This window comes from Levilactobacillus acidifarinae DSM 19394 = JCM 15949 (genome assembly GCF_001434835.1).
Lineage (GTDB): Bacteria > Bacillota > Bacilli > Lactobacillales > Lactobacillaceae > Levilactobacillus > Levilactobacillus acidifarinae.
The window spans coordinates 361,050-383,163 of sequence record NZ_AZDV01000026.1 but is presented as its reverse complement, the minus strand read 5'-3'; the positions used below and the strand labels follow the sequence as shown (position 1 = coordinate 383,163).

General features: G+C 50.5%; 26 protein-coding genes. 7 read left to right on the top strand and 19 right to left on the bottom strand.

Features of this window, described 5'->3' with window-relative positions:
• Positions 1–192 precede the first annotated feature (192 nt).
• The 16 genes from FD25_RS09565 to FD25_RS09495 form a co-directional block, all read right to left on the bottom strand.
• Positions 193–888: a DUF3658 domain-containing protein gene (locus FD25_RS09565; RefSeq protein WP_057803652.1), complete on the bottom strand. Its 696-nt coding sequence runs from the start codon at positions 886–888 to the stop codon at positions 193–195.
• A gap of 195 nt (positions 889–1,083) precedes the next feature.
• Positions 1,084–3,363: an ATP-binding cassette domain-containing protein gene (locus tag FD25_RS09560; RefSeq protein ID WP_057803649.1), complete on the bottom strand. Its 2,280-nt coding sequence runs from the start codon at positions 3,361–3,363 to the stop codon at positions 1,084–1,086.
• A 249-nt stretch (positions 3,364–3,612) separates the two neighbouring features.
• The gene (locus FD25_RS09555; protein ID WP_057803646.1) at positions 3,613–3,978 is read right to left on the bottom strand and encodes a hypothetical protein; all 366 of its coding nucleotides are present in this window, start codon (positions 3,976–3,978) and stop codon (positions 3,613–3,615) included.
• Between the two features lie 60 nt (positions 3,979–4,038).
• A complete protein-coding gene (locus FD25_RS09550) occupies positions 4,039–4,686 on the bottom strand; it encodes an NAD(P)H-binding protein (RefSeq protein ID WP_083484135.1) in 648 nt (215 codons plus the stop codon).
• A 70-nt stretch (positions 4,687–4,756) separates the two neighbouring features.
• The gene (locus FD25_RS09545; protein ID WP_057803643.1) at positions 4,757–5,314 is read right to left on the bottom strand and encodes an LbetaH domain-containing protein; all 558 of its coding nucleotides are present in this window, start codon (positions 5,312–5,314) and stop codon (positions 4,757–4,759) included.
• A 43-nt stretch (positions 5,315–5,357) separates the two neighbouring features.
• Positions 5,358–6,110, bottom strand: coding sequence for a carboxymuconolactone decarboxylase family protein (locus FD25_RS09540; RefSeq protein ID WP_057803641.1), 753 nt, complete (start codon positions 6,108–6,110; stop codon positions 5,358–5,360).
• Between the two features lie 73 nt (positions 6,111–6,183).
• Complete coding sequence (locus tag FD25_RS09535) at positions 6,184–6,651, bottom strand: flavodoxin (RefSeq protein ID WP_057803639.1); 468 nt, start codon at positions 6,649–6,651, stop codon at positions 6,184–6,186.
• A gap of 136 nt (positions 6,652–6,787) precedes the next feature.
• Complete coding sequence (locus FD25_RS09530; RefSeq protein ID WP_057803637.1) at positions 6,788–7,627, bottom strand: SDR family oxidoreductase; 840 nt, start codon at positions 7,625–7,627, stop codon at positions 6,788–6,790.
• Between the two features lie 72 nt (positions 7,628–7,699).
• A complete protein-coding gene (locus FD25_RS09525) occupies positions 7,700–8,071 on the bottom strand; it encodes a nuclear transport factor 2 family protein (protein WP_057803634.1) in 372 nt (123 codons plus the stop codon).
• A 96-nt stretch (positions 8,072–8,167) separates the two neighbouring features.
• A complete protein-coding gene (locus tag FD25_RS09520; protein WP_057803633.1) occupies positions 8,168–9,049 on the bottom strand; it encodes a LysR family transcriptional regulator in 882 nt (293 codons plus the stop codon).
• 43 nt (positions 9,050–9,092) lie between these two features.
• Positions 9,093–10,193 (bottom strand): MFS transporter, encoded by a 1,101-nt coding sequence (locus FD25_RS09515; RefSeq protein ID WP_307725067.1) that lies wholly within the window; start codon positions 10,191–10,193, stop codon positions 9,093–9,095.
• 19 nt (positions 10,194–10,212) lie between these two features.
• The gene (locus FD25_RS14470) at positions 10,213–10,431 is read right to left on the bottom strand and encodes a hypothetical protein (RefSeq protein WP_307725065.1); all 219 of its coding nucleotides are present in this window, start codon (positions 10,429–10,431) and stop codon (positions 10,213–10,215) included.
• 92 nt (positions 10,432–10,523) lie between these two features.
• On the bottom strand, positions 10,524–11,120 hold the full coding sequence (locus FD25_RS09510) for a TetR/AcrR family transcriptional regulator (protein ID WP_057803631.1): 597 nt from the start codon (positions 11,118–11,120) through the stop codon (positions 10,524–10,526).
• A 379-nt stretch (positions 11,121–11,499) separates the two neighbouring features.
• Positions 11,500–11,787 (bottom strand): AbrB/MazE/SpoVT family DNA-binding domain-containing protein, encoded by a 288-nt coding sequence (locus FD25_RS14325; RefSeq protein ID WP_057803629.1) that lies wholly within the window; start codon positions 11,785–11,787, stop codon positions 11,500–11,502.
• A 129-nt stretch (positions 11,788–11,916) separates the two neighbouring features.
• Positions 11,917–12,513 carry an NAD(P)H-binding protein gene (locus FD25_RS09500; protein ID WP_057803627.1) on the bottom strand — a complete coding sequence of 199 codons (597 nt, stop codon included), beginning with the start codon at positions 12,511–12,513 and terminating at the stop codon, positions 11,917–11,919.
• 14 nt (positions 12,514–12,527) lie between these two features.
• Positions 12,528–13,565 carry a zinc-dependent alcohol dehydrogenase family protein gene (locus FD25_RS09495; protein WP_057803625.1) on the bottom strand — a complete coding sequence of 346 codons (1,038 nt, stop codon included), beginning with the start codon at positions 13,563–13,565 and terminating at the stop codon, positions 12,528–12,530.
• 238 nt (positions 13,566–13,803) lie between these two features.
• On the opposite strand from FD25_RS09495, the gene xerS reads away from it, so the two are divergent.
• The gene (gene xerS / locus FD25_RS09490) at positions 13,804–14,868 is read left to right on the top strand and encodes a tyrosine recombinase XerS (RefSeq protein ID WP_057803623.1); all 1,065 of its coding nucleotides are present in this window, start codon (positions 13,804–13,806) and stop codon (positions 14,866–14,868) included.
• 204 nt (positions 14,869–15,072) lie between these two features.
• On the opposite strand, the gene FD25_RS09485 is transcribed toward xerS, so the two are convergent.
• Both FD25_RS09485 and FD25_RS09480 read right to left on the bottom strand, forming a co-directional pair.
• Positions 15,073–16,494: an MDR family MFS transporter gene (locus FD25_RS09485; RefSeq protein ID WP_225428506.1), complete on the bottom strand. Its 1,422-nt coding sequence runs from the start codon at positions 16,492–16,494 to the stop codon at positions 15,073–15,075.
• Between the two features lie 78 nt (positions 16,495–16,572).
• Positions 16,573–17,022, bottom strand: coding sequence for a MarR family winged helix-turn-helix transcriptional regulator (locus FD25_RS09480; protein WP_057803621.1), 450 nt, complete (start codon positions 17,020–17,022; stop codon positions 16,573–16,575).
• A 170-nt stretch (positions 17,023–17,192) separates the two neighbouring features.
• Between FD25_RS09480 and FD25_RS09475 the strand changes: the two genes are divergently transcribed.
• Entirely contained in the window at positions 17,193–17,975 is a 783-nt protein-coding gene (locus FD25_RS09475) for a hypothetical protein (protein WP_057803619.1), read from the top strand.
• Between the two features lie 84 nt (positions 17,976–18,059).
• Here the strand turns inward: FD25_RS09475 and FD25_RS09470 are convergent, their stop codons facing one another.
• Positions 18,060–18,629 (bottom strand): TetR/AcrR family transcriptional regulator, encoded by a 570-nt coding sequence (locus tag FD25_RS09470; RefSeq protein ID WP_057803617.1) that lies wholly within the window; start codon positions 18,627–18,629, stop codon positions 18,060–18,062.
• A gap of 292 nt (positions 18,630–18,921) precedes the next feature.
• On the opposite strand from FD25_RS09470, the gene FD25_RS09465 reads away from it, so the two are divergent.
• The 5 genes from FD25_RS09465 to FD25_RS13945 all read left to right on the top strand — a co-directional run bounded on the left by FD25_RS09465 (position 18,922) and on the right by FD25_RS13945 (position 22,099).
• Positions 18,922–19,413 carry a GNAT family N-acetyltransferase gene (locus tag FD25_RS09465; protein ID WP_057803615.1) on the top strand — a complete coding sequence of 164 codons (492 nt, stop codon included), beginning with the start codon at positions 18,922–18,924 and terminating at the stop codon, positions 19,411–19,413.
• A 12-nt stretch (positions 19,414–19,425) separates the two neighbouring features.
• Positions 19,426–19,659 carry a plasmid mobilization protein gene (locus FD25_RS09460; RefSeq protein WP_225428514.1) on the top strand — a complete coding sequence of 78 codons (234 nt, stop codon included), beginning with the start codon at positions 19,426–19,428 and terminating at the stop codon, positions 19,657–19,659.
• 408 nt (positions 19,660–20,067) lie between these two features.
• On the top strand, positions 20,068–21,330 hold the full coding sequence (locus FD25_RS09450; protein ID WP_057803611.1) for a replication-associated recombination protein A: 1,263 nt from the start codon (positions 20,068–20,070) through the stop codon (positions 21,328–21,330).
• Between the two features lie 243 nt (positions 21,331–21,573).
• Complete coding sequence (locus FD25_RS09445; RefSeq protein ID WP_057803609.1) at positions 21,574–21,786, top strand: type II toxin-antitoxin system Phd/YefM family antitoxin; 213 nt, start codon at positions 21,574–21,576, stop codon at positions 21,784–21,786.
• 55 nt (positions 21,787–21,841) lie between these two features.
• A complete protein-coding gene (locus tag FD25_RS13945; RefSeq protein ID WP_083484134.1) occupies positions 21,842–22,099 on the top strand; it encodes a Txe/YoeB family addiction module toxin in 258 nt (85 codons plus the stop codon).
• Positions 22,100–22,114: the final 15 nt, after the last annotated feature.

Genomic DNA, 22,114 nt, shown 5'->3' with positions numbered 1-22,114 from the left:
ATTTCGTTAAATTGTCGCGTTTTCCATTTAATCAGCACCCCCGAGGTTGGCGCTCAAGGACCCCATATCCTTAAGTCCGCAGAACGGACATTAAGTTTTCGGATTATCCCCGCTTTTTCTATGCAGTAATTAAAACCGGTAGGCCCCTCTGCTTAAGGGCCTACCGGTTTTCTAAAATTATAAAACGTTACCTTAGCGCGACAGTTGGTCCAACCGATACAGGTACCACCAGTCGGGAACCCCAATTGGATACTGCCCCAACGTTTCGCCCACGATCCGAATGGGTGACCACTTCTGGCCGGCTGGGATCACCAACAGACCGTCATAGAAGGCTTCGTCAACGCCAATCAGATGGCCGTTAACCGTGGCTCTGACCGGGGCATTCTCCGCCAACAGATTGGCCCAAACGTACTCGTAGACTTGGCGGTCGGCTAACGACACGTCCTTAGTGGTGGGTAAATATTGGGGAATCTCGTCAACGCCAATTTCGCCAAGGTTCGCCCATTCCCGAAAGCCTAAGGTTTCACCGATCTTGGGCGCCGTCATGGGCACCTTGACCTGGGACAATTGATTGAGGTGCCCCTTTAGCTGGTCGCATAACCAGTAAAAACCGCTCAAATCGTCGGGCGTTTCACTCCACCAGACGCGCAGCGGTTCCCCTGCCACAATAGCCGCTTGAACTTCCTCAATTTTTTGGGTGCTGGTGCTAAAATAGTCCGGGTTCGTCTGGTCTTGGTCGTAGCGGGCCTTTAAGGTCCAAAAGGACGCGTGGGCGTTTTCAAACCGATGAAGGTCCCCCAGTTGAAGGTCTAAGGGCACGCCAATGACGGGTTGGTGCAGGGCTTGGGCGAGATTATTAGCGAAGCTTTCGTTAAACGTGATTTCCATGAGGTAACATCCTTTCAGGTCAGTGTGCTGTTCTCATTATCGCGTAACCGGTTACACCTGACAAGCCTAATCTCGGGCCAAACTAATGGCCTGTGGCGTTCGTTCCGATCGGTTCTTAGAGAATTTAAAAGTGGACCAGCAACTGATGAAGAGCTGCTGGTCCACAAAGGTTTAGCTTAATTGAGGACGGATTCACTATCCCCGTTGAGTAAGACTTTGTTTTAAGGCCATCCCGGTTCGCGAATCAGGACACGTTAGACTGCCCTGCGGGGTACCTTCATAACAGACCCGTCCACCATATTTCCCGGCATCGGGCCCCATATCAATTAACCAATCCGCCTGACTAATGACGGCTAGGTTATGTTCAATCAAAATTAGGGTGTTGCCCTTAGCGACCAGGTCTTCAAATAATCGAATGAGCCTCTGGGTATCGTTTAGATGCAACCCAGTGGTGGGCTCATCTAGGAAATAGATATTCCCGGTATGGTCCAGTTCCATCGCCAATTTAACCCGTTGAACCTCGCCACCCGATAAGGTGGTCATGGCCTGGTTAAGGCTTAAATACCCGAGCCCGACCTGATTCAACAATGCCAACTTTTTGGCGATAGCGGGAACGTCCGCGAAAAAGTCGAACGCCTCTTGAATCGACAGGTCCAGGACGGCCGCAATGTCTTGACCGTGGTACTGATACTGCAAGGCTTCTTGACTGTAACGCTTACCCCCACAGAGCTCGCAAACTTGTACGACCGGGTCCATGAAGGCCATCTCAGTGATGGTCACCCCCTTACCCTTGCATCGCGGACAAGCGCCCTTACCGTTGTAGCTAAAGAGTTGGGGTGACACGCCACCGTTGGCCTCACTAAACAACTTCCGTAAAGGATTCATCAAGTGTAAATACGTGGCGGGCGTTGAGCGAATGTTAATGCCCACAGCGTCCTGACTGAGGTCAATGTAGTCTCGATTGGCCACGCGCTGTTTAACGGCGGCAACCAACGTACTTTTACCGGCTCCGGCCGGACCGGATACCACGGTCATGACGTGTTCTGGAATCTTGGCGTCAACCTGGTGGAGGTTGTGGGCCGTGACGTGGTCTACGTTAAGCCAACTTTGCGACTGCCGCGGGGCCCGGAACGTCGTTGGCGTCCGCAACATCTTACCAGTAATCGTATCCGACTTCAGTAGGGCTGAATAGGTGCCCGTAAAGGTGACCTGACCACCCGCCTTACCTGCTTGAGGGCCGATTTCAACCACGTAATCGGCCGATTGAATGATGGCCGGGTTATGGTCCACCAGGACAATGGTGTTGCCGTGAGCCTTTAACTTCGCGAGTGACTTCGTGATGAGCTGAATGTCATGGGGGTGTAAGCCCACACTGGGCTCGTCTAAAATATACACCAGGTCGGATAAGGAACTGGTCAGGTATTTGGCAATTTTGATGCGTTGGGCCTCCCCACCGGAAAGGGTATCGGTGCCCCGGTCTAAGGAGAGGTAGCCCAGACCGATATCGATGAGGGCTTGGACCTTCCCACGTAACTCGCGGACCATCCCGGTCGCAACTGGGTCGGTAATCTGATCTAAGAAGCTAATCACGTTGACCAAGTCCATGGCGCCAACCTCGGCAATGTTTTTACCTTGGATTCGCCCCTTTAAAGCCGCTGGATTTAACCGGGTGCCGTGGCAGACGGGGCACGGTTTGCGCGTCACGATCTTCGCTAAAGCTGCCTGATGATGTCGACCGGAGGCACTGTGAATGACCGACCGCATCATTCGGGGAACCAAGCCTTCGTACAGGGCCGTGCGTCCCCACTCCACCGGGGGATTCTTTAATTTTTGTTGGGGCGCATGCATGAATAAGTCGTACTCTGCTGGTGAATAGTCTTTGATTTTTTTATCTAGGTCAAACAACCCACTATGCCCGTATTCGTTCCAGCGCCAGGTTCCCGGTTGAAAGCCCGCAAAGGTCATGGCGCCCTCGTTCAGCGATTTATCCGGGTCAATAAGTTGACGTTCGTCCACGTCGTCCACGAACCCCAGTCCCTGGCAGTTCGGACACATCCCCTGGGGTAAATTAAAGGAGAACCACTCGGAATACCCAACCCAGGGCTTGCCGACCCGGGAAAACAGTAACCGCAGGACGGAGTAGATGCCAGTGTAGGTGGCTAAAGTGGACCGTGAATTGCGGCCAATGGGCTTTTGTTCCACGACGATGGCGACCGGTAAATGATCGATTCGGTCGAAATCGGGTTGTCCATACTTGGGTAAGTACTGTTGCGTAAAGCTCGGAAACGTTTCGTTCAGTTCTCTGCGGGAAACGGCCGCCAGCGTATCAAAGACCAGGGATGATTTACCGGCACCGGATAAGCCAACAAATACGGTGGTTTGATGCTTTGGAATCGATAGATCCACATTCTTCAGATTATTTTCCCGGGCACCCTGAATGTTAATGGCGCCGTCCGTAAACAAGTCTTGGGTCATGAATGCAACGTCCTCCTTTATCACGGGTTAAGCTTAAACAACGCGGGCGACGCAGTGATGTGAGTCGCTTGTAAGTAACATTATTATAAAACGGGTAAAAATGGTTGCCAACGATTAAGCCTCTGAAATAGTCTGTGGTTTTAAACGGGGCAAAACTCAAAAAAAACGCCCACCATTCCGTTGAATGGTCGAGCGCTTTGGAGTCTAAAAAAATGACGAAGCAACTCACGATAAAGTCGGTAAGGACCTTTAAATGAGCCGATTTTTAGGATCTAATACGAGTGATTCGGCTAACAGGACCTCACTATACAGGTCGTAAATCTCATCGCTTGGTACTTGGTGAGTTAATGCCAGTGAGTGTAAATAGCGCCGTTCTTCATTGAAGGCGGCCATCAACGCCCGGCGCTGATCAACGCTTTGCAGAACCGTAATTTTTTCTTGATGCCGACTGACACCGCTCCACTGTTTAAAGAACGACCCTAACGTATTATTTTGCACCTGATCTTGGAGGTCATACAGGACTAAATCCTTCACTGCCGGTTCTAAATCTAGCCGATCAAGCTGCGCAATGCCCGCCTGGACCATGTTTGGTTTTGGCTTGTAATGCTTTAACATCTTGTGACAATTTTATGTCCCTCTTTCTGGTCTTCGTAATGTGTACCTGATGCTAAGTCTTTAATAAACGGGCCGCGTCTCCCCTTGTGTGTCAGCATCGGCAATGCCCACACTATCGTTCTTCAGATACGTTGGGTCGGCAATGATTTTAACAATCACATCGGCCATGCTCTGCCGTGAACCGGAAACGCCCACGTAGGCGTCATGGCGATGGGTCAGGTCATACTTGACCTCGTTGCGGTCATTTAACCAGGGAAAGCGCAACGTGGTGTAGTCAATGCCGGAAGCCGCCAGCAACTCATCCGCGTGGATGGCCGCTGGTAAACCACTCTTGACCATTTCGTGATTCCACCGGCCGTATTCACCGGGCACTTCGTCGTACAAGCCCAACAAACTGGATTCGATGATCCGCGTGACGCCCTGGGTCTTAGCAGTCTGGATGACATTGTTGGTGATAACGTTATTCGGCGTGTGATCGACCATGGCAACGTAGACCACGTCCTGGTTCTGCATGGCGGCGTTGACCTGGTCAAAGTTGGTAAGATCCCCGTCAATCAGGGTGACCTGCGGGTTAGCCGCCAGTTGTTGCAGACGGTCACTGTGCCGCAAGAATAGGGTGAGTGCCACATCGGGTTGTTCGGCCAAGAGCCGTTGCTCCACGATTTGGGCGATTTGGCCGTTAGCTCCTAAAATTAAAACGTTTTTCAAGATGAGTTCCTCCGTTCATACTTGGGACGATCTCTAGTGTGTCAGAGACCGTCCCACTACTGGTTAACGCTTATTTGTTGTACTTAATCACCTTGGCCGGGACGCCGACCGCCACCGCGTTATCGGGGATGTCCTTGGTCACGACCGCCCCGGTGCCAATAATGGCGTTCTCACCAATGGTGACGCCGGGAGCCACATTGACCCGGGCACCTAACCACGCGTTCTTTTTGATGTGAATTTCCTTGGTGGTGATCTTGCGAATATCGTTGGGCTCGTGGTTATCCGTGAAGAGTCCCACACCCGGTCCCAGCATGGCGCCATCGTCAATGGTGATGGTGCCCACGGACATCATGGTGAGGTTATGGTTGGCGTAGACGTTCCTACCCAGGTTGACCCGGTTACCACAATCAATAAACATCGGCGGCGTGAAAAAGGTGCCGTCGTGCATCTGACCGTGCAGTAAGTCGTTTTCAAGTTTTACGATGCGGTCCCGCTGACTCGGCATGGTGGCGTTAATCTCGTGGCACAGATCGTTACAGCGGTCAATTTCACCATGGACTTCCTTTTGATACTGGACATTCCGAATATCAATCACCTGACCGGCGCGTAAGTCTTCAAAAATACTCATTTAAAGTGCCCCCTCAACAGGTTCTAAGAACTAGCAAACGCCCCTACTTTTCTGGGATGACTTGGTTCAACAGGCTAACAGCCGTTAACGTCCGGGGGTAACCGATGAACGGCAACAAGACGGTGACCACATCCAGCAGCTTTTGCTTATCGTTGCCGACGCGGACGTTGTTAGCGATGTGGCCCTTAACCTGAGGATCTGCGCCACCCATCGAAATCAGCATGGCGAACGTCAATAGTTCACGGGTCGCTACGTCCAGACCCTGACGCGTGTAATAGTCACCGAAACAGTTATCCGCTAAGAACGTGGCAAATTGCTTTTGGTTCTCTGGGGCGGTCGTTAGCATCTGGTCGACCGCATCCCCGGCGATTCCGCGCACCGTTTCGAGTCCCTTCTCATAACGATTTGCGGGGGTCGTCGTGCTCTGCGGGTCAACCGGTACCTGGATGTGGCGTTCCTTAAACACGTCGTTGGTGGCGTTCAAGAAGTCGAAGACCTTGGCTAAGCCGGCGTAAGGCACCGCTTGGTAAACGATCTCCTTGATTTCAACCGGCGTGACGCCAATCGTGAGGGCCGCGCCCAGCATGACCTTGTATTCGTTCAGGCTTTGAACCGCGATTAAGGAGGCTAAGGTGACCTTTAGCCGTAATTGGTCAGATAAATGACTGTGTTGTAGGACTTCATCAAAGGCGAAGTTATCGAACAGGTCAATAAACTCAGGGTCCGTGACCTTTAACGTGGAAACGTGGTTAGGAAATAGATGATTGTGATTAGATTGTGCAGTTTCATTCGGCATAATTGATGACCTCACTTTTTGAATGATTTTAGTAACAGGACTAGCAACTTAGCTTTGAGTTTCGACTCAATCGCTACCCCATAACGGTCTGAATCCAAGCGGTTAACTGGTCGGCAGATTGACCGTTGACTTCTAAGCCGGATTTAACGGTGACTTGGGGGATCAAGCCGGCAAAGTCTTGTTCGTAATCACCAGCGGTCCCCGCATCAGTGTAAAACGGGGCGACGGTGCCGGTGTACATGGCTAACTTTGTTAACAAACTGCGAACTGGTGTGGCGACCATTGAACTCCAGACGGGACCGCCAACCAGAATCGTGGTGTACTGGTCAAAATCAGGTAACGCGCTAGTTAGCGTCGGTAAATCTCCGGTACGTAGCTGGGTTTTCGCAACGTCCGAGGTCGCAAACATATCGCTGGAAAAGGTCTGCGGCGCAACGGTGAGTTCCACGACATCTGCGTCCACCTGATTGGCAAGGGCTTGTGCGGCGCGTTTAGTCGTGCCGGACCATGAATAGTAAATAATGAGTGTTTTAGCTGCCATCAGCCATATCTCCTTTTTAATAAAGTGCATCAGCACGGGTCGTGCGTTAAGCGCTCCCGCTGCGTAACGGTCAAATTGACCTTAGATTCTTCATAAAAACGACCATCATGAAGCATGGGGATGGTCGTTTTCTAGCCTATTCCCCGGCTGGGAAGTCCGTTGAGGCGGCTAAGTCGGTTTCAGCTTGGTATTCTGCGACGCGGTCCTGTAACCGCGCGATGGTCTTGGCGAGAGCGTCTGACCCTAGCACCATGTGTAATGGTGCCGGCGTCTGATCGACACTTTCGATAATCCGCGCAGCCATCCGGTTAGGGTCGCCAGGGGCGAGTCCGTTAGCTGGGTCCAGCATCGCCAAGAAGGCGTGCGCGGGATTGTCGTCGTAAGCCGGCATCAGGTTGGCCACTTGGGCACTGCCGTACCGGAATTCGGTCCGCGCCCCACCGGGTTCCACAATCGTCACGCCAATGTTAAATGGTGCGACTTCTTGAGCCACGGATTCGCAGAAACCTTCGATCCCGAATTTAGCGGCATGGTACATGGAGTTACCGGGATAAGCCACCTGACCACCGTACGAGGAAATTTGAATGATCCGGCCGTGCCCCTGTTCGCGCATGTGCGGGAGGACGGAACGAATCATCTGGATGGAACCGGTGAGGTCCGTGGCAATGATTTTGTCAACGTCTTGGTCGCCTAATTCTTCCGCGGCCCCGAACAAGCCGTACCCCGCGTTGTTGACTAAGACGTCGATGGTGTGGGTCGCCGCCAATTGGTCCACTAACTGGTGAATCGCGGGAACGTCCGTGACGTCTAACGTCTCACAGATGAAGGTGTCGGGATAGTCGTCGACTAAGTCTTGTACCTTGGTCGTATTCCGGACGGTCCCAATCACCGTGTTGCCCGCTTCCAACAATTGAGTCGTCATCGAACGACCGAACCCACTACTAACACCCGTAATTAACCAAGTTTGTTTTGCCATGTTGTTTTCCTCCAATTAAAATCTATCTTTAAAATAAGTGACGTTGAATTGCCTCAAATTGATTGATTAAGCCTAGTACGTACTAGCGACCTGACGGGTAATCCGCCACTGACCGGCCTGCTTGTGGTAAAACATTTGCATCTGGAGTGGCCAGGTGTTGATCCCGCCACCCCAAATTTTGGCTTGGACTCGATTTTGACCAACGAGGCTGGCTTGATCGCCGTCGATTTGGACGTCCTGGATGGCCTCTTCTTGGGAAGAGAAATACTGCATCTCACCGTTTTGAATTTGATCGATCCACTCGAACTTAGGTTGAACGTAACCCGTCATGTGGGTCAGGGCCATCCCGTCCGTCAGAATTTCGTTTAACCGGCTGATGTCTTTTTGAACCATCGCCGTATTTTCGTCGCGGTATAGTTGAATGATCGTTTCCTTATCCGTCATGTTCTTTTCACGCTCCCGTTTAGTTTACAAGAAGAATGATAACGAAATTCCGGGTTAGGAGCTATTCCGAATTCATCGCCGATAGATAAGCTCAGCTTATGCAAAATTCTGTTTCAATAATTCCGCAAAGCTTTCGATGTAGTAGCCCGAGTTGTCGGCTTTCCAGTAGGCGTAGTACTGTTGTCGCAACTGACGGCCCCCTTTAACTAGCGGAATCAGGCGAACAATATCGTGGTCCAATTGGGATTGCGTGCGGCGGTTAGTGATGAGGTAGCCCTGGTTCGCCGCAATCAGCATTTGGGCGTCGTCGTAATTTTTAGCCTGGACAAACTCCCCCTGGACCCCCAGCACTTCTCGGTAGTAGGCCTCTTCGGTTAGGGCCTGTTGGTGATCATCTACAATTAAAATACACGGTAAATCGGTGAGGGCCTTGCTTTCAATCTGGTCGGTGGCCACGGGCAAGCCTTGGTTGACCGCCACCATAAAATCACTGTCCGTTAGAAATTCGTTATGGTACTCGTTAGACAAGGCGCGTCGTTGATCAGAGAAATTCAACTCAACCTGATTGGTTCTTAACAACTCGTAGAGATCTTCATGACTCCCACTCGTGATTTTGACTTTAACTTGGGGAAATTCCTTAGAGAATTGTGCCACCGTCTGTAAGAATTCAGTCGTCCCAAAGCTCCGCAGGTACCCGACGCGTAACTCGACGGTGTCCGGTTGCGCCATCTTGACTGTTTGGTCAACGAGTTGGGTGACGTCGGCTAAGATAGCTTGGCTGTGGGTGTAAAAATACTGCCCCGCTACCGTGACCGTAAAACTACGGCCCCGTCGGTCCAGTAGTTTAACCCCCAGGCGGTTTTCTAGTTCCTTCATTTGTTGGGAAATGGCGGATTGGGAAATGTGACAATCGACCGCAGCCTGCGTAAAACTATGATTTTTAACGATGGCAATAAAATACTGCATCTGTTGAAACATGGACTTCACCTCAAGTTAGTTTTTCTTTTAGTATAGCGGTTATTTAATGGGTTTCACCTTTGGTCGCCTTGAGGACACCTAGTGAAAAGATGATGGCCAACAACAGCAGCGCTAATATCCAAAGGACGGCGTGATCGTAAGCGGCAACGGGCGCCGTATATTGACTGGTCAGGGCCACCACGATGGACAAGCCGACCGACCCCCCGATTTGATGGACGGTGTTCACGACACCGGAGGCAGAACCGCTCATTTTCGGCGTGGTGTTGGCCACCCCAGCCACCGTTAAGGGACTCAATACCAGCCCTTGGCCAATCCCGATGATGACCATTGGTAAGGCAATGGCGACGACATAGCCACTTTGAATCCCGACGAGTGCGGTGATGCCCACGCCGACAAAGGTCAGGATCATCCCACTCATTAATAACTTTGAATTGCTAACGCGCAGCGCTAAGCGAGTCAAAACGGTGGCCATGACGAACTGGGGCAAGGTTTCCGGTAAGAAACCGATGGCCGCCTGTAACGGACTAAACCCATAAACGTGTTGCATCGCTAGTGGCGTTAAGAAGAAGTAGGCCATCCCGAAGCCCAGGTACGCGAACCGTGCCAGATAGGCGTAACTTCGCTGAGCATCTTTGAACAGGGCGAGGGGCATCAGGGGTTCCTGGGCCCGGTATTCTTGGAATACGAACCCAATCAATGCAACGACTGCAACGATCAGAGCGGGTAAACGGTAGACCGTGCCATCGATGCTATAAACCAGGGATGATAGGCCAATTACAGATAAGAGCGTGCCTAAACCATCGATTTTGGCCGCCGTCGTCTTTTCAGAACGCAGAAACTTTAAGGACAGGCAGAACATCGCGAGACCAATGGGAAAGTTCAAGAAGAAGCCCCACCGCCAGGAGAAGTAGCTGGTGATGATGCCGCCGACCACTAACCCAAAGCTGGCCCCTAAGCCCCCGGTCGCCCCGTAGTAAGCAATCGCCTTGGTGCGCATCGTCCCATCGTAGTTATCCATCAACAGGGCCAGTGTGCTGGGTGCTAGAATGGATGATCCAATCCCTTGAATAGCCCGCATGGCGATGATCATGGCCCCATTGGTCGCTAACCCCACCAGTAAAGAACTGATACTGAAGATGAGCAGGCCAATCAGAAAGACGCGTTTACGCCCGAAAACGTCCCCGGCCTTCCCCGAGAACAGGAGTACCCCCCCAAAAAGTTAAGGCGTACGCGTTGGTGATCCAGGAAAGCGTTTGGGTGTTTAACGCCAGGTCCTGGGCGATTTTAGCGGTACTGGTAAAGATGATGGAGTTGTCTAAGAGAATCATGAAGTAAGTTAAGAGGATGATTGGCAATGCAATGCCAAATTTTTGTTTCTTCAAGTGAATAGCCTTCTTTGTTTAAGTTTTATGAAGAATTTGTAAATCGTGGTAAAAATGACTTTCGGTCATTATTTTCTTAAAAGAAAAACTTCTTATTCAGAAGTTTTGGTTAAATAGTCCTTTAGAATCGCGGCTAACTGTAAATCACAAAACGTATTAATGTCTTTGAGCGGGTCGATTGTCTCGGGCGATATACACCAACTAAAAACCAAGCCGTAAATTTCGGTAGTTAGTAGCTGAGCCAATGGCGTGACCGGGGTTGCGGCACTTAACCGCCCCTCTTGAACCAAGTTGGTCAATAACTGTTCCAGTGAGCCTAAATCAAATTCCCACTTTTGATGATTCGTCGGTTCCACGATGTAGCGAATCCATTGCCGGGCCAGCTGGACATCGGAATCAACGACGACCTGTAAATACGCGTTCAGGTAATGGCGGATACTGTCTTGGGGGTCTTGATTGCCTAACTTAGGAATCTGTGCCGTTAGGTCGGATAAGTGGCTCTGGGTCAAAGCCTGAATAATGTCTTCTTTTTTCTTGAAGTAGTTATAGAAGGTGCCCTTAGCGACCCCACTAGCCTTGGTAATGTCTTCAACCGAGATTGAGTCGTATCCTTTTTTCCGAATCAACTGATCGGTCGTGTCAATTAACTTTTTGCGCGTCGCAGCGGCGGCGACCTGACGATTGGTCATTCGTGACACCTCGTTTCTTGATGATGGGATTACTATAAAGCAAATATGACCGATAGTCAATGACTAACGGTCATTATTTTAAAAATAATCGGCAACACTCAAAGCTTGGAAGTGTCTCTTGATCAAGATAGGAGGATCCTAGCCCCCTTTTAGACACGAAAGGCCCGGGTTTCCGGGCCTTGAAGTTCATTAATCCTCTATATCGTGGCCGTCATTGAACGCAATTAACGAATTCCATCGGGGCGGTGTTGTTAAACAAATTTGAATAGGTCTGCTTGGTCACGGACTGTTAGTCGACCAATGGGTACTCGATGAGTGATGACCTGTATGGGCAAGCGATAGAGCATGTGACAATCCACGTCAGCAATCGAAATGGCCATTAGTCGTCTTCAGTCACCCATGCTGCAAAGTTAGGTGACTTGGTAGCGTCAAAGTGACCATTTTTATCAATGAACACGTCCTCAACGGGCAGCCCCACAATTAATTGACTCCAGGTTAATTGACCCGGTTCCTTAGTGAGGACGATTTGACCATCCACATTGGTCGTTATTTCAAGTTCATCCCCTGGCATGAGTGCCAGCTGTTTGCGAATGGTGGTTGGAATCACAATTTGCCCCTTGCTGGAAACCTTGGTGGTCATTGGTTTGATTTCGTGGCTGTCTGGCATGCTAAGCACTCCCTTATTTTAAATCTCTTTACCGTAAGTTATCTTTATCTTATCGCATCTGGACCAAAATAGACGCTAAACAGCCCACCTGGGAATTGGATAACCAATTTTCAGGTGGGCTGTTTTAAGCTATTTCGTGTTTAATCCCACACTATCGCGGGCGTAATAGTCATCATCTGCGATGGCCTGTTTGACAAAGTCGGCAATGGAACTTACCGACACGTCATGGCCGCCAAAGGGTTCGCCCTTGCGCGTAACCTCATAATTGACGGGACCGTTGGTGAACCAGCCCGGCCGAATCACGGTGTAGGTCAAATCGGAGGCCTCTACCACGTCGGCGGCTTCCCGGTACGGCCGCAAAACGCCGTTATGGTCTAGGTTTCCGTTACTGCCAACGGCTGCCGGAATCTCGTTATAAATCCCCATTGAGGTGATAAACAACAGGCGTGAGACCTGGTTACGGTCCATGGCCGCGACAATCTTACGGGCAAACTGACCTAACGGGCCACTCAACGCCACGAAGACGGCTTCTTGGTTAGCCAGCGCCCGGTCTAAGTCGGCATCGTTGGTCACATCCCCGGTGACGACCGTTTCCCGGTCACTGGGTTGTAACCGTCCCGTACTTCTCGCAAACAACGTTAACTGATCATCCGTTTCGTTTAAGAGGGTTTGGCGCACGGCACCACCAATGGTTCCCGTGGCCCCAATAATTAAGACTTTTTTCATTAGATGAGCTCCTTTTAATCACTAATGACTAACAATGACTTGATGGCTTCCCGGTGATCCATGGCTTCATAGGCCGCCTGAATTTGGTCGAGGGTAAACCGTTGCGTAAAGACCTTCCCGGGATGGATGTCGCCCTTGAGGACGGCGTCTAACAAAATTTTCCGGTCATCGGACGTAACGGACGCAATACCGCCCCGTAGTCCGATGTTCTTCCAGAACAAGTTGTTAGTGTTCATTTCCGGCTTTTGGGGCACGCCCACGCGACCGACGACGGCCCCGGGACGGCCGACCTTAACGGCGGTGTCGATGGACTGTTCCGTGCCGACACATTCGAGGACCGCGTCGGCCCCGGCCCCGGTCAAGGCCATGACCTTGGCAACGGCTTCGTCACCCCGTTCAGCGATGATATCCGTGGCCCCAAATTCCTTAGCTAAGGCCTGCCGGTCGGCGTGACGACTCATCGCAATGATGCGCTTGGCGCCTAACAACTTAGCCGCAATCACGCCACACAATCCCACGGCGCCATCGCCCAGCACGACGACGGTGTCATCCTTTTTAACCTCGGCACTGGCCGCGGCGTGGTAACCGGTCGCCATCACGTCGGCTAAGGCCAAAAGATTGTTAAGCATTTCGTCGGAGTAGTCGGCGGGTTGGCCGGGAACCTTGACTAGCGCCCAGTTGGCGTTGGTAAAACGCAGGTATTCGCCTTGGTACCCCCCGTTGCCCCCGGCTTCTTGGTTTAAGCAATCGCCGTCAAAGCCCGCCAAACAAGCGGCACAGTGACCACAGCCGTGAGTGAAGGGTGCGATGACGAAGTCGCCGACTTGCACGTCCTTGACGTCCGCGCCCACGGCATCGACGATTCCGATGGCCTCGTGCCCGGTGGTTGAACCGGCTTCACGCTTGGCAATCCCGCGGTACCACCATAAATCGGAGCCACAGACACAGGCCCGCACGATTTTGATGATGGCGTCCGTGGGTTTCTGAATTTCGGGTTTCGCGTAATCCTTAACGACCATTTTGCCGGGTGTCATAAACGTTGCTGCTTTCATCTTAAAATCTCCTCCATTGCTATTTGGGCTTTAAGTTAATTGATAAGTCTTAGTTTACGCGTCAATGCCCAATTGACCAATTCTAAATAAGCTGGTTATTTATCAGTTTTACTTATGCAACACCACCGCGTTTGGCGCAAACTGGGGCGGCACCGTTAGTTAGAGAACATTGGTTGTCATTCCGGACGCTTTCTTGGTATCATGAAACCATTAGAACCAACGTTTGGAGGCCTCGCTTATGGAAAAACAGCACTACTTAAAATTAATCGACCAAGAACTCGCGACGGCACCCTGGTTCGTCCAGGAGTACTACCAGGCCAAGGCCACGATTCCCTTGTCGCCGGCAACCCTGTACCAGTACCTGACCGAATTTCGCCGGTTTTTTAACTGGCTGATTAGTGAGGGCCTGACCCCCGCCGCTAAACCGGCCGACCTTCAGCTCGACGTCTTGGCCCATCTGAAAAAAGAGACCGTGGAGCTGTATAAGTCCGCCCTCTTGAACCAGACCAAGGACAACGGCGCCCCCGGGAGTCGGTCACACCCGACCATTAACCGGTCGTTAAACGCCCTCTCCTCACTATTTAAATACCTGACCGAGGATACGGAAGATGAACACGGGGAGGCCTACTTCGACCGCAACGTGATGCACAAAATTGCCCTGGTGCGGACTAACGAGACCTATGCCACCCGGGCGGCGAACCTGAAGACCAAGCTGATGCTGGGCAACACGGACCACGACTACCTGGCCTTCATTGACGACAAATACGAGGCACTGTTGACCCCGACGCAAAAACGCTACTTTCGGCGTGATAAGGTTCGCGATTTAGCGATTAACGCCCTGTTACTGGGTAGTGGCCTGCGGGTGTCGGAGGCCGCCAACGCCGATTTGCGTCACTTGAACCTGAAGACCAGTACGATTGGCGTGATTCGTAAGGGTGGCCAGCGCGATACGGTACCAATTGCGCCCTGGACCATGCCCTACATTCAGGCCTACGTGGACCAGCGACCAGCCTTGTACCATGCGGCCCCCGGGGACCGGGCCCTATTTTTAACCATTTACCGCGGGCAGGCGTCGCGCATGCAGGCCAACACCATCGAAAAGATGGTCGCCAAGTACTCGGCGGCCTTCAAGGTGCGGATCACGCCGCATAAGTTGCGCCATACACTGGCGTCCAAGCTTTATCTGGCCACCAAGAACGAGCAACTCGTGGCCACTCAGTTGGGACAGAACTCTACCAGCGCCACCGGGTTGTACACCCATATGATCGATGAGGAGCAACGGGATGGGTTAAAGAAACTGTAAAAATTATATCAACAAAGATTTGAACGTGCAGTTTATTTATCTATCATTCAAAAAGTCCCTAAGGTTGGTCGGAACACCCAATCTTAGGGACTTTTTAGCGACTACTTACCTCGCTTACCGTTGCCTCGTAACGGCCCACCAAAACAAAATTCGAATGGGACCAGAATGGAACGCTCAAATAATCACCATCCGTTGGCCTAACGCCTACCCTTGTTGGTTTTCGGTGGTCACGGCTGGTTTGCGCTTCAACGCTAAGGAGAGGACTAAGCCTAGGATTGCCATCAAAAAGGCCGCTAAAAATGAGAACCAGTACCCGTGATTTAACTGCGCCACCTGAGATAGGTGTTCGGTGCGCCCACCTTGAGTCCCAAACGAGACCAGCATCATCAAAACGGCCGTTCCCAGTGACCCCGCAATTTGACGAACGGTGGAAGACGCCGCGTTGCCGTGAATCGACAGTTCGGGAGCTAAGGCGTTGATCCCCTCGGTAAAGGTTGGCATCATGACGGTGGCGACCCCGATAATACGAAAGGCGTACGCCACGGCGATCCAAACTAAGTTAGTCGTTGACGTCAAGAAGAGCATGGGAAAGGTTCCCAGGGCCATCACACCAAATCCCACCAACGAAATGGGTTTAATGCCATATTTATCGTATAATTTCCCGGAGATGGGACTCATGAGACCTTCTAATAAGGCGCCGGGGAGTAAAACCAAGCCAGAAGCCAGCGCGGAAAGACCGTGCACGCGTTGTAGGTATAATGGGAGAACCAATTCAACCCCTAACAGCGCAATGTTGCTTAACGCGCTTAGGGCCGTGGTCAACGTAAAGACGTGGTTTTTAAAGACCGTAAGATTGATTAACGGGTTGGCCAACTTGAGCTGACGCCGACCAAACAGGCCTAAAATGACCAGACCACCGATTAAGAAAATGGTGCTGACCCAGCTCAAACTACCGGTGTTGCCAATCTCCGAGAAACCATAGAGTAAGGCGCCAAATCCTAACGAAGAGGCTAAGATCGACCACCCGTCGACCTTAACGTTTTCAGTTTGGACAACTGGGCGTACCCAGAAAATCGCGGCCACGAGTAACAGTAGCGTCAAGGGAATTAGCGAACCCGATAACCATTTCAGTCCTAAGCTGTCAATGATCCAGCCCCCCACCGTCGGTCCCAGGGCCGGACCAAACGCGACGACCAGCCCAATGACCCCCATCACGGTTCCACGCCGTTCCACCGGATACAGGACGAGCACGACGTTTTGAATCAACGGAATCATCGAACCAGCGGCCACCGCTTGAATCAGACGCCCCGCCAATAAGGCGCCAAAGGAATTTGCGAAGAATCCCAGTAGGCACCCGCTTAAAAATAGACCGACCAACGTGATAAACGTGTAGCGGGTATTAAAGCGGTGAAAGACCCAGGCCGAAACCGGAATCATCAGTCCGGCAACTAGTTGGTACCCGGTGCTCACCCATTGGGCGGTTGACTGGGTCACCGCAAATTGCTTGATGATCGTCGGTAAGGCGTTGTTAAAGAAGGTTTCGGTGAGTAACATCGTGAAGGCCCCAATTAAGAGGACCCCCAGCATGCGGTTTTTTGTTTTCGTTGATGAATTAATTGTAATCAATCGCAAAACTTCCTTTCATAATCGTAGCTAGCTACACTTTTGTTTAAAAATAATAGGCCCTCTTGTGGCCTACCTTATTTACGCCATGTTGTGAATCATCGTGCGGATGGCCGCGAGAACAACTGTCTGCGTTTCAGGGCTAATTCCGCGGAGCATTTGGGTTTCAACGAGTGCGACTTGTTTTTCTAGTTGGCTGCTGTAGGTCGTAATCAGCTCCTGCCCCTTTGCCGTTAATTGCAGCTGAACCTGCCGTTTGTCCGTCGGAACGACCTGAGTTTCCACTAAGCCCGCTTTCACCAGTCGCTTATTGATACCGCGCGTCGTGGGATGACTAAGTTTTAGCTCGGTTTCGATCTGTTTTTGGGTTAACGGCGTTCCTTGATTCGTAAATAGTTGCATCAGTACGGACATCTGGGTTCCGGTGAGGTTGACGCCTAACGAGCGTAAATCGTTGTTCAACTTTTTTTCTACCAGATTATTGAGGGTTTTTAAATTTCGTCCAATATTATCTTCAAATATGGTATTCATCGGCTGACTTCCTTTCGATAAAGCGTAGTATGCTACACTTATTATTAAAAGTCAACTTTTTTAAGTTCAGGCAGGTAACTTCTGAATTGAACAAAACAGAAAAAATGTTCATTGCCCCTAGCGCGGATTCAGTACAATAAGCTCAACACTTGAGAAATGAGGGATTAATGATGAGTAATTTTAAAATGGCGATCACGTTAGACGACAAAGCGTATTCGAGCGATCAGTTACAACGACTTAAGTATGAACGGGCATTACACGTCCTGCACGAGTTTAAGGAATTGGGCGTTAAATTGACGGATGCCAACGGCCGGGATTATTCCTCGGCGGACTTAAATTGGCTCGAACCCGATCAGGCACTTAACTTATTAGAAAAAACGCATACCCGGCTAGGAGCTGATCAAACCTATGACCTGATGAAACCCCTGTTTGATGATTCCGAACGGCGATGGAAACAATTTAACCAACGCCCCATTGAGGAACAAGGTTGTTGGCTCGGCGTCACAAAATTTGATATTCAAGGTTTAACGCTCGCAGACTTTCAAGCAGCGATGGCCACTGCTCAGGATGGGGAAACCCCGTACCAGATCATGCCCGAACATTATGGAGTCAAGGGCACGATTCAAAGTGGGCAAACGATTATGGAAGCGTTCGGGTGCTTTGGTGAACCAACCATGACCAAGGGCGTTGCTACCCCAGAAATCCCGTCCTTCACGGGTGCTCAACGCCATACAGACTACCCCGTATGCGTTGCAGGAGCGCTTCAATTGGCGGATGGTTTTGACATTCACGTGGGCGCCATCCACGAAGTGAAACCTGTAGCGGGCGGATTAAAGATTGTTTCTACCTTTTTCTGCCCGAAGGATGCCCCCAAAGCTATCGCGGATGGTCACACTATTCACTTTGCCCTAGAGGTCGGTGAAATGTTAAAATTATTAGCCGAAAGCAAGTAATCTGTATCGCGACCATCGTCGACTTAAAACGGGCTTCCTTGAAGGGGCTGGGACAATACTCTCAGCCTTTTCTGGAAGCCTATTTTAATGTGAATTCATTTTCAAAGAACTGGTCACTGACTGGACATATTGCGTTAAGAAGGCGGCCAATTGCTCAATTGTTAGTGTCTCGGAATGATAAGCCCACCACTGCAAGATGCTCATTCTTGAGCCGTTCAGTGCTTCGTTAACTAAGGTCACTTGTAATGAATCCAAGGCCAATCCTTGATTAAATTTAGCGTATTCTAAAATGTCCGGTAAGAAATACTGATTTAATTCGTACTTAAAATGGGGATCGCCATGGTCGCTCATGAGTGCCCGGAGAACGGGTAACTTAGTTTTTAAATACGCGAGCTTCTTAATTAGTAAGTCGTAAATCACCGCCGTATTTTTTAACGTTTGGTTCAGATTCGGTGTTTTCGGAATGGCCTCAAGTAAGCTAAATTCAATATCCTCTAGTAAGTCAGCGATTGAGTCGTAGTGGGTATAAAAAGTCCCCCGACTGACACCGGCTTTTTGGGTGACCTGACTCACTTTGATTTTATATATTGGATAGTCTAGGATGAGCTGCAGATAGGCTTGATGAAGCTTTTCGTCAGTTGATGATAACGTCATTGGTATTCTCCTTTAATGCGCAGTACGATTAGCAGTGAGTTTAATTATTGATATGCCGGTTAACCCGATGTTCCGGCCGGAAGCCTAGATTAAGAATTCTTAATTGAATCATATCATCAGTAGTTAAACAAGTCCTGTAGAAGTGGCGTGGGAATGATTAAGGCTAAACTTGATCTCCATGCACACCCGTGGTGCCAGCTAACCGTTAGGCTTTCGAACGGCATGGGTAACTAGGTCACCGCCATAACGATAATTATAAATCATCGTCAATAACCTAAGGGGGTTAAAAACCATGCTCACCGTCAAAATCCGGTATTCCGAAACGCAAGACTTAGCCCAACTATTTGCCATCGATCACACCATCTGGAATTCGACCAATAGTCCCGGTCCGGTACGTCTTAAAAGTCTCGCTGCATACGGGCAGCGTTACCCAGCCGGCAGCCAATTAGTCGCCGTTCGTGGAACGCAAGTCCTGGGGATGATTTCTTGGAACCCCCAGTCGCCCTACCCGTCAATGCACCGCACCTGGAATATTGGCATTGGTGTGGCCCAAAATGTGCAACATCAAGGTGTCGGTGGGCGGTTGATGACCGCCTTAAAGGCCGAAGCCCGGCGGCAAGGGATTCACCGCATCGAGCTAAACGTTTTAGCCACCAACCAAGTTGCCCGTCAGTTCTACACGCAACAAGGGTTTCAAGTTGAGGGGCGGGCCAGAGACGCGTTTTACCTGAACGGCCACTACGTTGACGACTATAGTTTGGCTTATTTGATTGAACCGTCATGAGAAAGAAACGTGATGAAAGTGACTAAGACCAAAGATGTTTCATTGGAATTCACAACTGATCAATATCAACAGATCAAAGCCATGGCTGATTTTCACGGCGTTACGGTAACCACCTATCTACGAACGACTATTTTGACACGAACGGCCGATGATGTGGATTACCGCGATGCCAGGGCTAACCTGAAAATGAGTCGCGGTGAAACGGTTTCTAGTAACGATATTCGCCAGCGCTTAGGGTTAGATTAACCGTGGGCCCAAAACAAAAGGGTCGCCTGAATGCTGATTTCAGGCGACCTTTTGTTAAATTTAGTGCCAGCTTAATTTGATAGTTTGAGTGGCGGGGCAATTGCGGAGATACCGCTTTATCGGCCGCCTTCTGTTTTCCAACTTGTCTGACCGCAACGGCCCGAACAGCTTATCATTTTGTTTTTCAAAACCGGCTCTAATCTCAGGGTCTTGTAATTCCTGTTTCAAAAAATCACCAAATTTAACGTTGACCATCTGATTACCTCACTTTAATGGTTGTCACCATGGTGCCAGTTTGACCCTTCATTTCCCCTTACCTAAGCGAGCCAAAACCAAATCAAGATTGGCGGTTCGTGCTATGCTTATCCTATAACTTTACGGTTAAGACAACTAGAAAGGAGCCTTCCATTGGCCTTCAATACCCCCCTAGCCGACCAGCTGCGACCCCAATCATTGGACCAGATGGTGGGACAACCCGCGCTTTTAGACCCCGGTCAGCCGCTCCGTCAAATCATTGACCAACACGTCAACATTCCCCTAATTCTCTGGGGACCCCCGGGAACCGGTAAAACCAGCTTGGCGCGGCTCATTGCCGCCAACAACAAGTATCCGTTCGTCGCGTTTAACGCCTCGACCGAAAACAAGGCCAAGCTCACGGACGCCATCGCCGGGTACCCCCATCAGTCGTTCGTGTTATTGATCGACGAGATTCACCGCATGACCAAGACATTACAGGACTTTCTTCTGCCTCATCTGGAAAATGGCCACGTGATGTTGATTGGGTCCACGACCGAGAACCCCATCATGTCCATCGTGCCGGCCATTCGCTCCCGTTGCCAGATTTTTGAATTTCAACCGTTAGACGAGGCGGCCATTAAAGCCACCTTACAGCGGGCGGTCACCACGGTTTACCAGTGGCACGACGACCAGATCGAAGCGTCCGCCCTCGACCTGATTGCCACCGCGGCCGACGGAGACCTCCGGGTGGCCTTGAACATTCTGGAAACCCTGCACGCCATCGACGCCACCCAGCTCACCGTGGCGGCCGTCCAGCACTTTGCCCGGCAACAACACTTTAGTTACGACCGCAAGGCGACCAAGCACTACGACTACCTGGCCGCCTATTCGGACTCGATGGCCGGTTCGGATACCGACGCCGCGCTGTACTATTTGGCGATTCTCCTCAAAAACGACGACCTGCCCTCGGTGGTTCGCCGCTTACGGGAAATTCCTTACACCTATATTGGCTTGGCCAACCCGGAACAGGTCACCCAAATCGTGGTCGCGGCGAATCAGGCCGAAAAGGTGGGCATGCCCAAGGCCAAGTACCCGCTGATGTTTGCCACGATGCTGATGTGTATTTCACCTAAATCTGGCTCGTTTGATGAGACCTGGGAGCAGTTGGATCAAGATACCGAACACCCGAACCTGCACCCGATGCCCCGCGGCTTGCGCGACATGCATTATAAACATTCGGAGGAAATCACGGGTGGTGGGTTAATTGATAGCCCCTTTCAGCAACCGCATCAGATTGCCCAGCAAAACTACATGCCTCAGGGCCTCGAAGGTCGTCAGTATTACCACCCTAAGGATAATCAGAACGAACGGAAATTAGGCGAGCAGTATCGCAAGCTCCACCGATTTATTTATGGGGAGGATTACCATAGTTAATTCTTGTCAGATTAAATCTCGCTTATGCTGGTTGGTTAGACGATTAGAAGTTAATTTGAGAAATTCAGCTGTGCGAATTCAGAGGTGGTAACTTTGTTTTATAGAACTCAGACCATGGTTTCTTTTTGCTATGCCTATCACCGTCTTGCTCAACTGGGGGCTATTTTTGCCGCTATTGAGCTAAAGGATTGTCTTTTTTCTCCTCCACATGTACAATATGCCGTACATAATGGAGTGATTTTAATGGACGCTGTTAACTACACGAATTTTCGGCAAAATCTTAAATCCTTTATGAAAACGGTTAATGAAGACTCCGAACCCCTGATTGTCACCACTAAAAAGGGTGAAGATGACATCGTGGTTCTATCCAAAGATGACTATGATGCCATGAACGAAACGATGCGAATTCTGTCAAATCAACCACTAATGGCCAAAATTAGACGTGGAGACGCTTAATTTGCCAAGGGCCAAGGAACGCACCATACTCTAATAAATCCCGAAGATGACTGATATGGGAATTTATTGGTCAGATGATGCTTGGCAAGATTACAGGTACTGGCAAAACCAAGGCGATAAGAAAAGGATCCGCAAGATCAATGATTTGATCAAAGACATTACTCGGCATCCCTTTTCTGGACAAGGAAAACCAGAACCCCTAAAGCATGAGTTAGCCGGCAAATGGTCCCGACGGATTACCAGCGAGCATCGGTTGATTTATCGAGTCGAAGGTGACACGTTGTATTTGTATTCCGCCTGTGATCATTATTGATAGCCCCTTACACAC

Coding starts and splice junctions, on each gene's coding strand:
- FD25_RS09565 (WP_057803652.1), bottom strand. CDS start 888: ATGGAAATCACGTTTAACGAAAGCTTCGCTAATAATCTCGCCCAAGCC.
- FD25_RS09560 (WP_057803649.1), bottom strand. CDS start 3,363: ATGACCCAAGACTTGTTTACGGACGGCGCCATTAACATTCAGGGTGCC.
- FD25_RS09555 (WP_057803646.1), bottom strand. CDS start 3,978: ATGTTAAAGCATTACAAGCCAAAACCAAACATGGTCCAGGCGGGCATT.
- FD25_RS09545 (WP_057803643.1), bottom strand. CDS start 5,314: ATGAGTATTTTTGAAGACTTACGCGCCGGTCAGGTGATTGATATTCGG.
- FD25_RS09540 (WP_057803641.1), bottom strand. CDS start 6,110: ATGCCGAATGAAACTGCACAATCTAATCACAATCATCTATTTCCTAAC.
- FD25_RS09535 (WP_057803639.1), bottom strand. CDS start 6,651: ATGGCAGCTAAAACACTCATTATTTACTATTCATGGTCCGGCACGACT.
- FD25_RS09530 (WP_057803637.1), bottom strand. CDS start 7,627: ATGGCAAAACAAACTTGGTTAATTACGGGTGTTAGTAGTGGGTTCGGT.
- FD25_RS09525 (WP_057803634.1), bottom strand. CDS start 8,071: ATGACGGATAAGGAAACGATCATTCAACTATACCGCGACGAAAATACG.
- FD25_RS09520 (WP_057803633.1), bottom strand. CDS start 9,049: ATGTTTCAACAGATGCAGTATTTTATTGCCATCGTTAAAAATCATAGT.
- FD25_RS09510 (WP_057803631.1), bottom strand. CDS start 11,120: ATGACCAATCGTCAGGTCGCCGCCGCTGCGACGCGCAAAAAGTTAATT.
- FD25_RS14325 (WP_057803629.1), bottom strand. CDS start 11,787: ATGCCAGACAGCCACGAAATCAAACCAATGACCACCAAGGTTTCCAGC.
- FD25_RS09500 (WP_057803627.1), bottom strand. CDS start 12,513: ATGAAAAAAGTCTTAATTATTGGGGCCACGGGAACCATTGGTGGTGCC.
- FD25_RS09495 (WP_057803625.1), bottom strand. CDS start 13,565: ATGAAAGCAGCAACGTTTATGACACCCGGCAAAATGGTCGTTAAGGAT.
- xerS (WP_057803623.1), top strand. CDS start 13,804: ATGGAAAAACAGCACTACTTAAAATTAATCGACCAAGAACTCGCGACG.
- FD25_RS09480 (WP_057803621.1), bottom strand. CDS start 17,022: ATGAATACCATATTTGAAGATAATATTGGACGAAATTTAAAAACCCTC.
- FD25_RS09475 (WP_057803619.1), top strand. CDS start 17,193: ATGAGTAATTTTAAAATGGCGATCACGTTAGACGACAAAGCGTATTCG.
- FD25_RS09470 (WP_057803617.1), bottom strand. CDS start 18,629: ATGACGTTATCATCAACTGACGAAAAGCTTCATCAAGCCTATCTGCAG.
- FD25_RS09465 (WP_057803615.1), top strand. CDS start 18,922: ATGCTCACCGTCAAAATCCGGTATTCCGAAACGCAAGACTTAGCCCAA.
- FD25_RS09460 (WP_225428514.1), top strand. CDS start 19,426: ATGAAAGTGACTAAGACCAAAGATGTTTCATTGGAATTCACAACTGAT.
- FD25_RS09445 (WP_057803609.1), top strand. CDS start 21,574: ATGGACGCTGTTAACTACACGAATTTTCGGCAAAATCTTAAATCCTTT.
- FD25_RS13945 (WP_083484134.1), top strand. CDS start 21,842: ATGGGAATTTATTGGTCAGATGATGCTTGGCAAGATTACAGGTACTGG.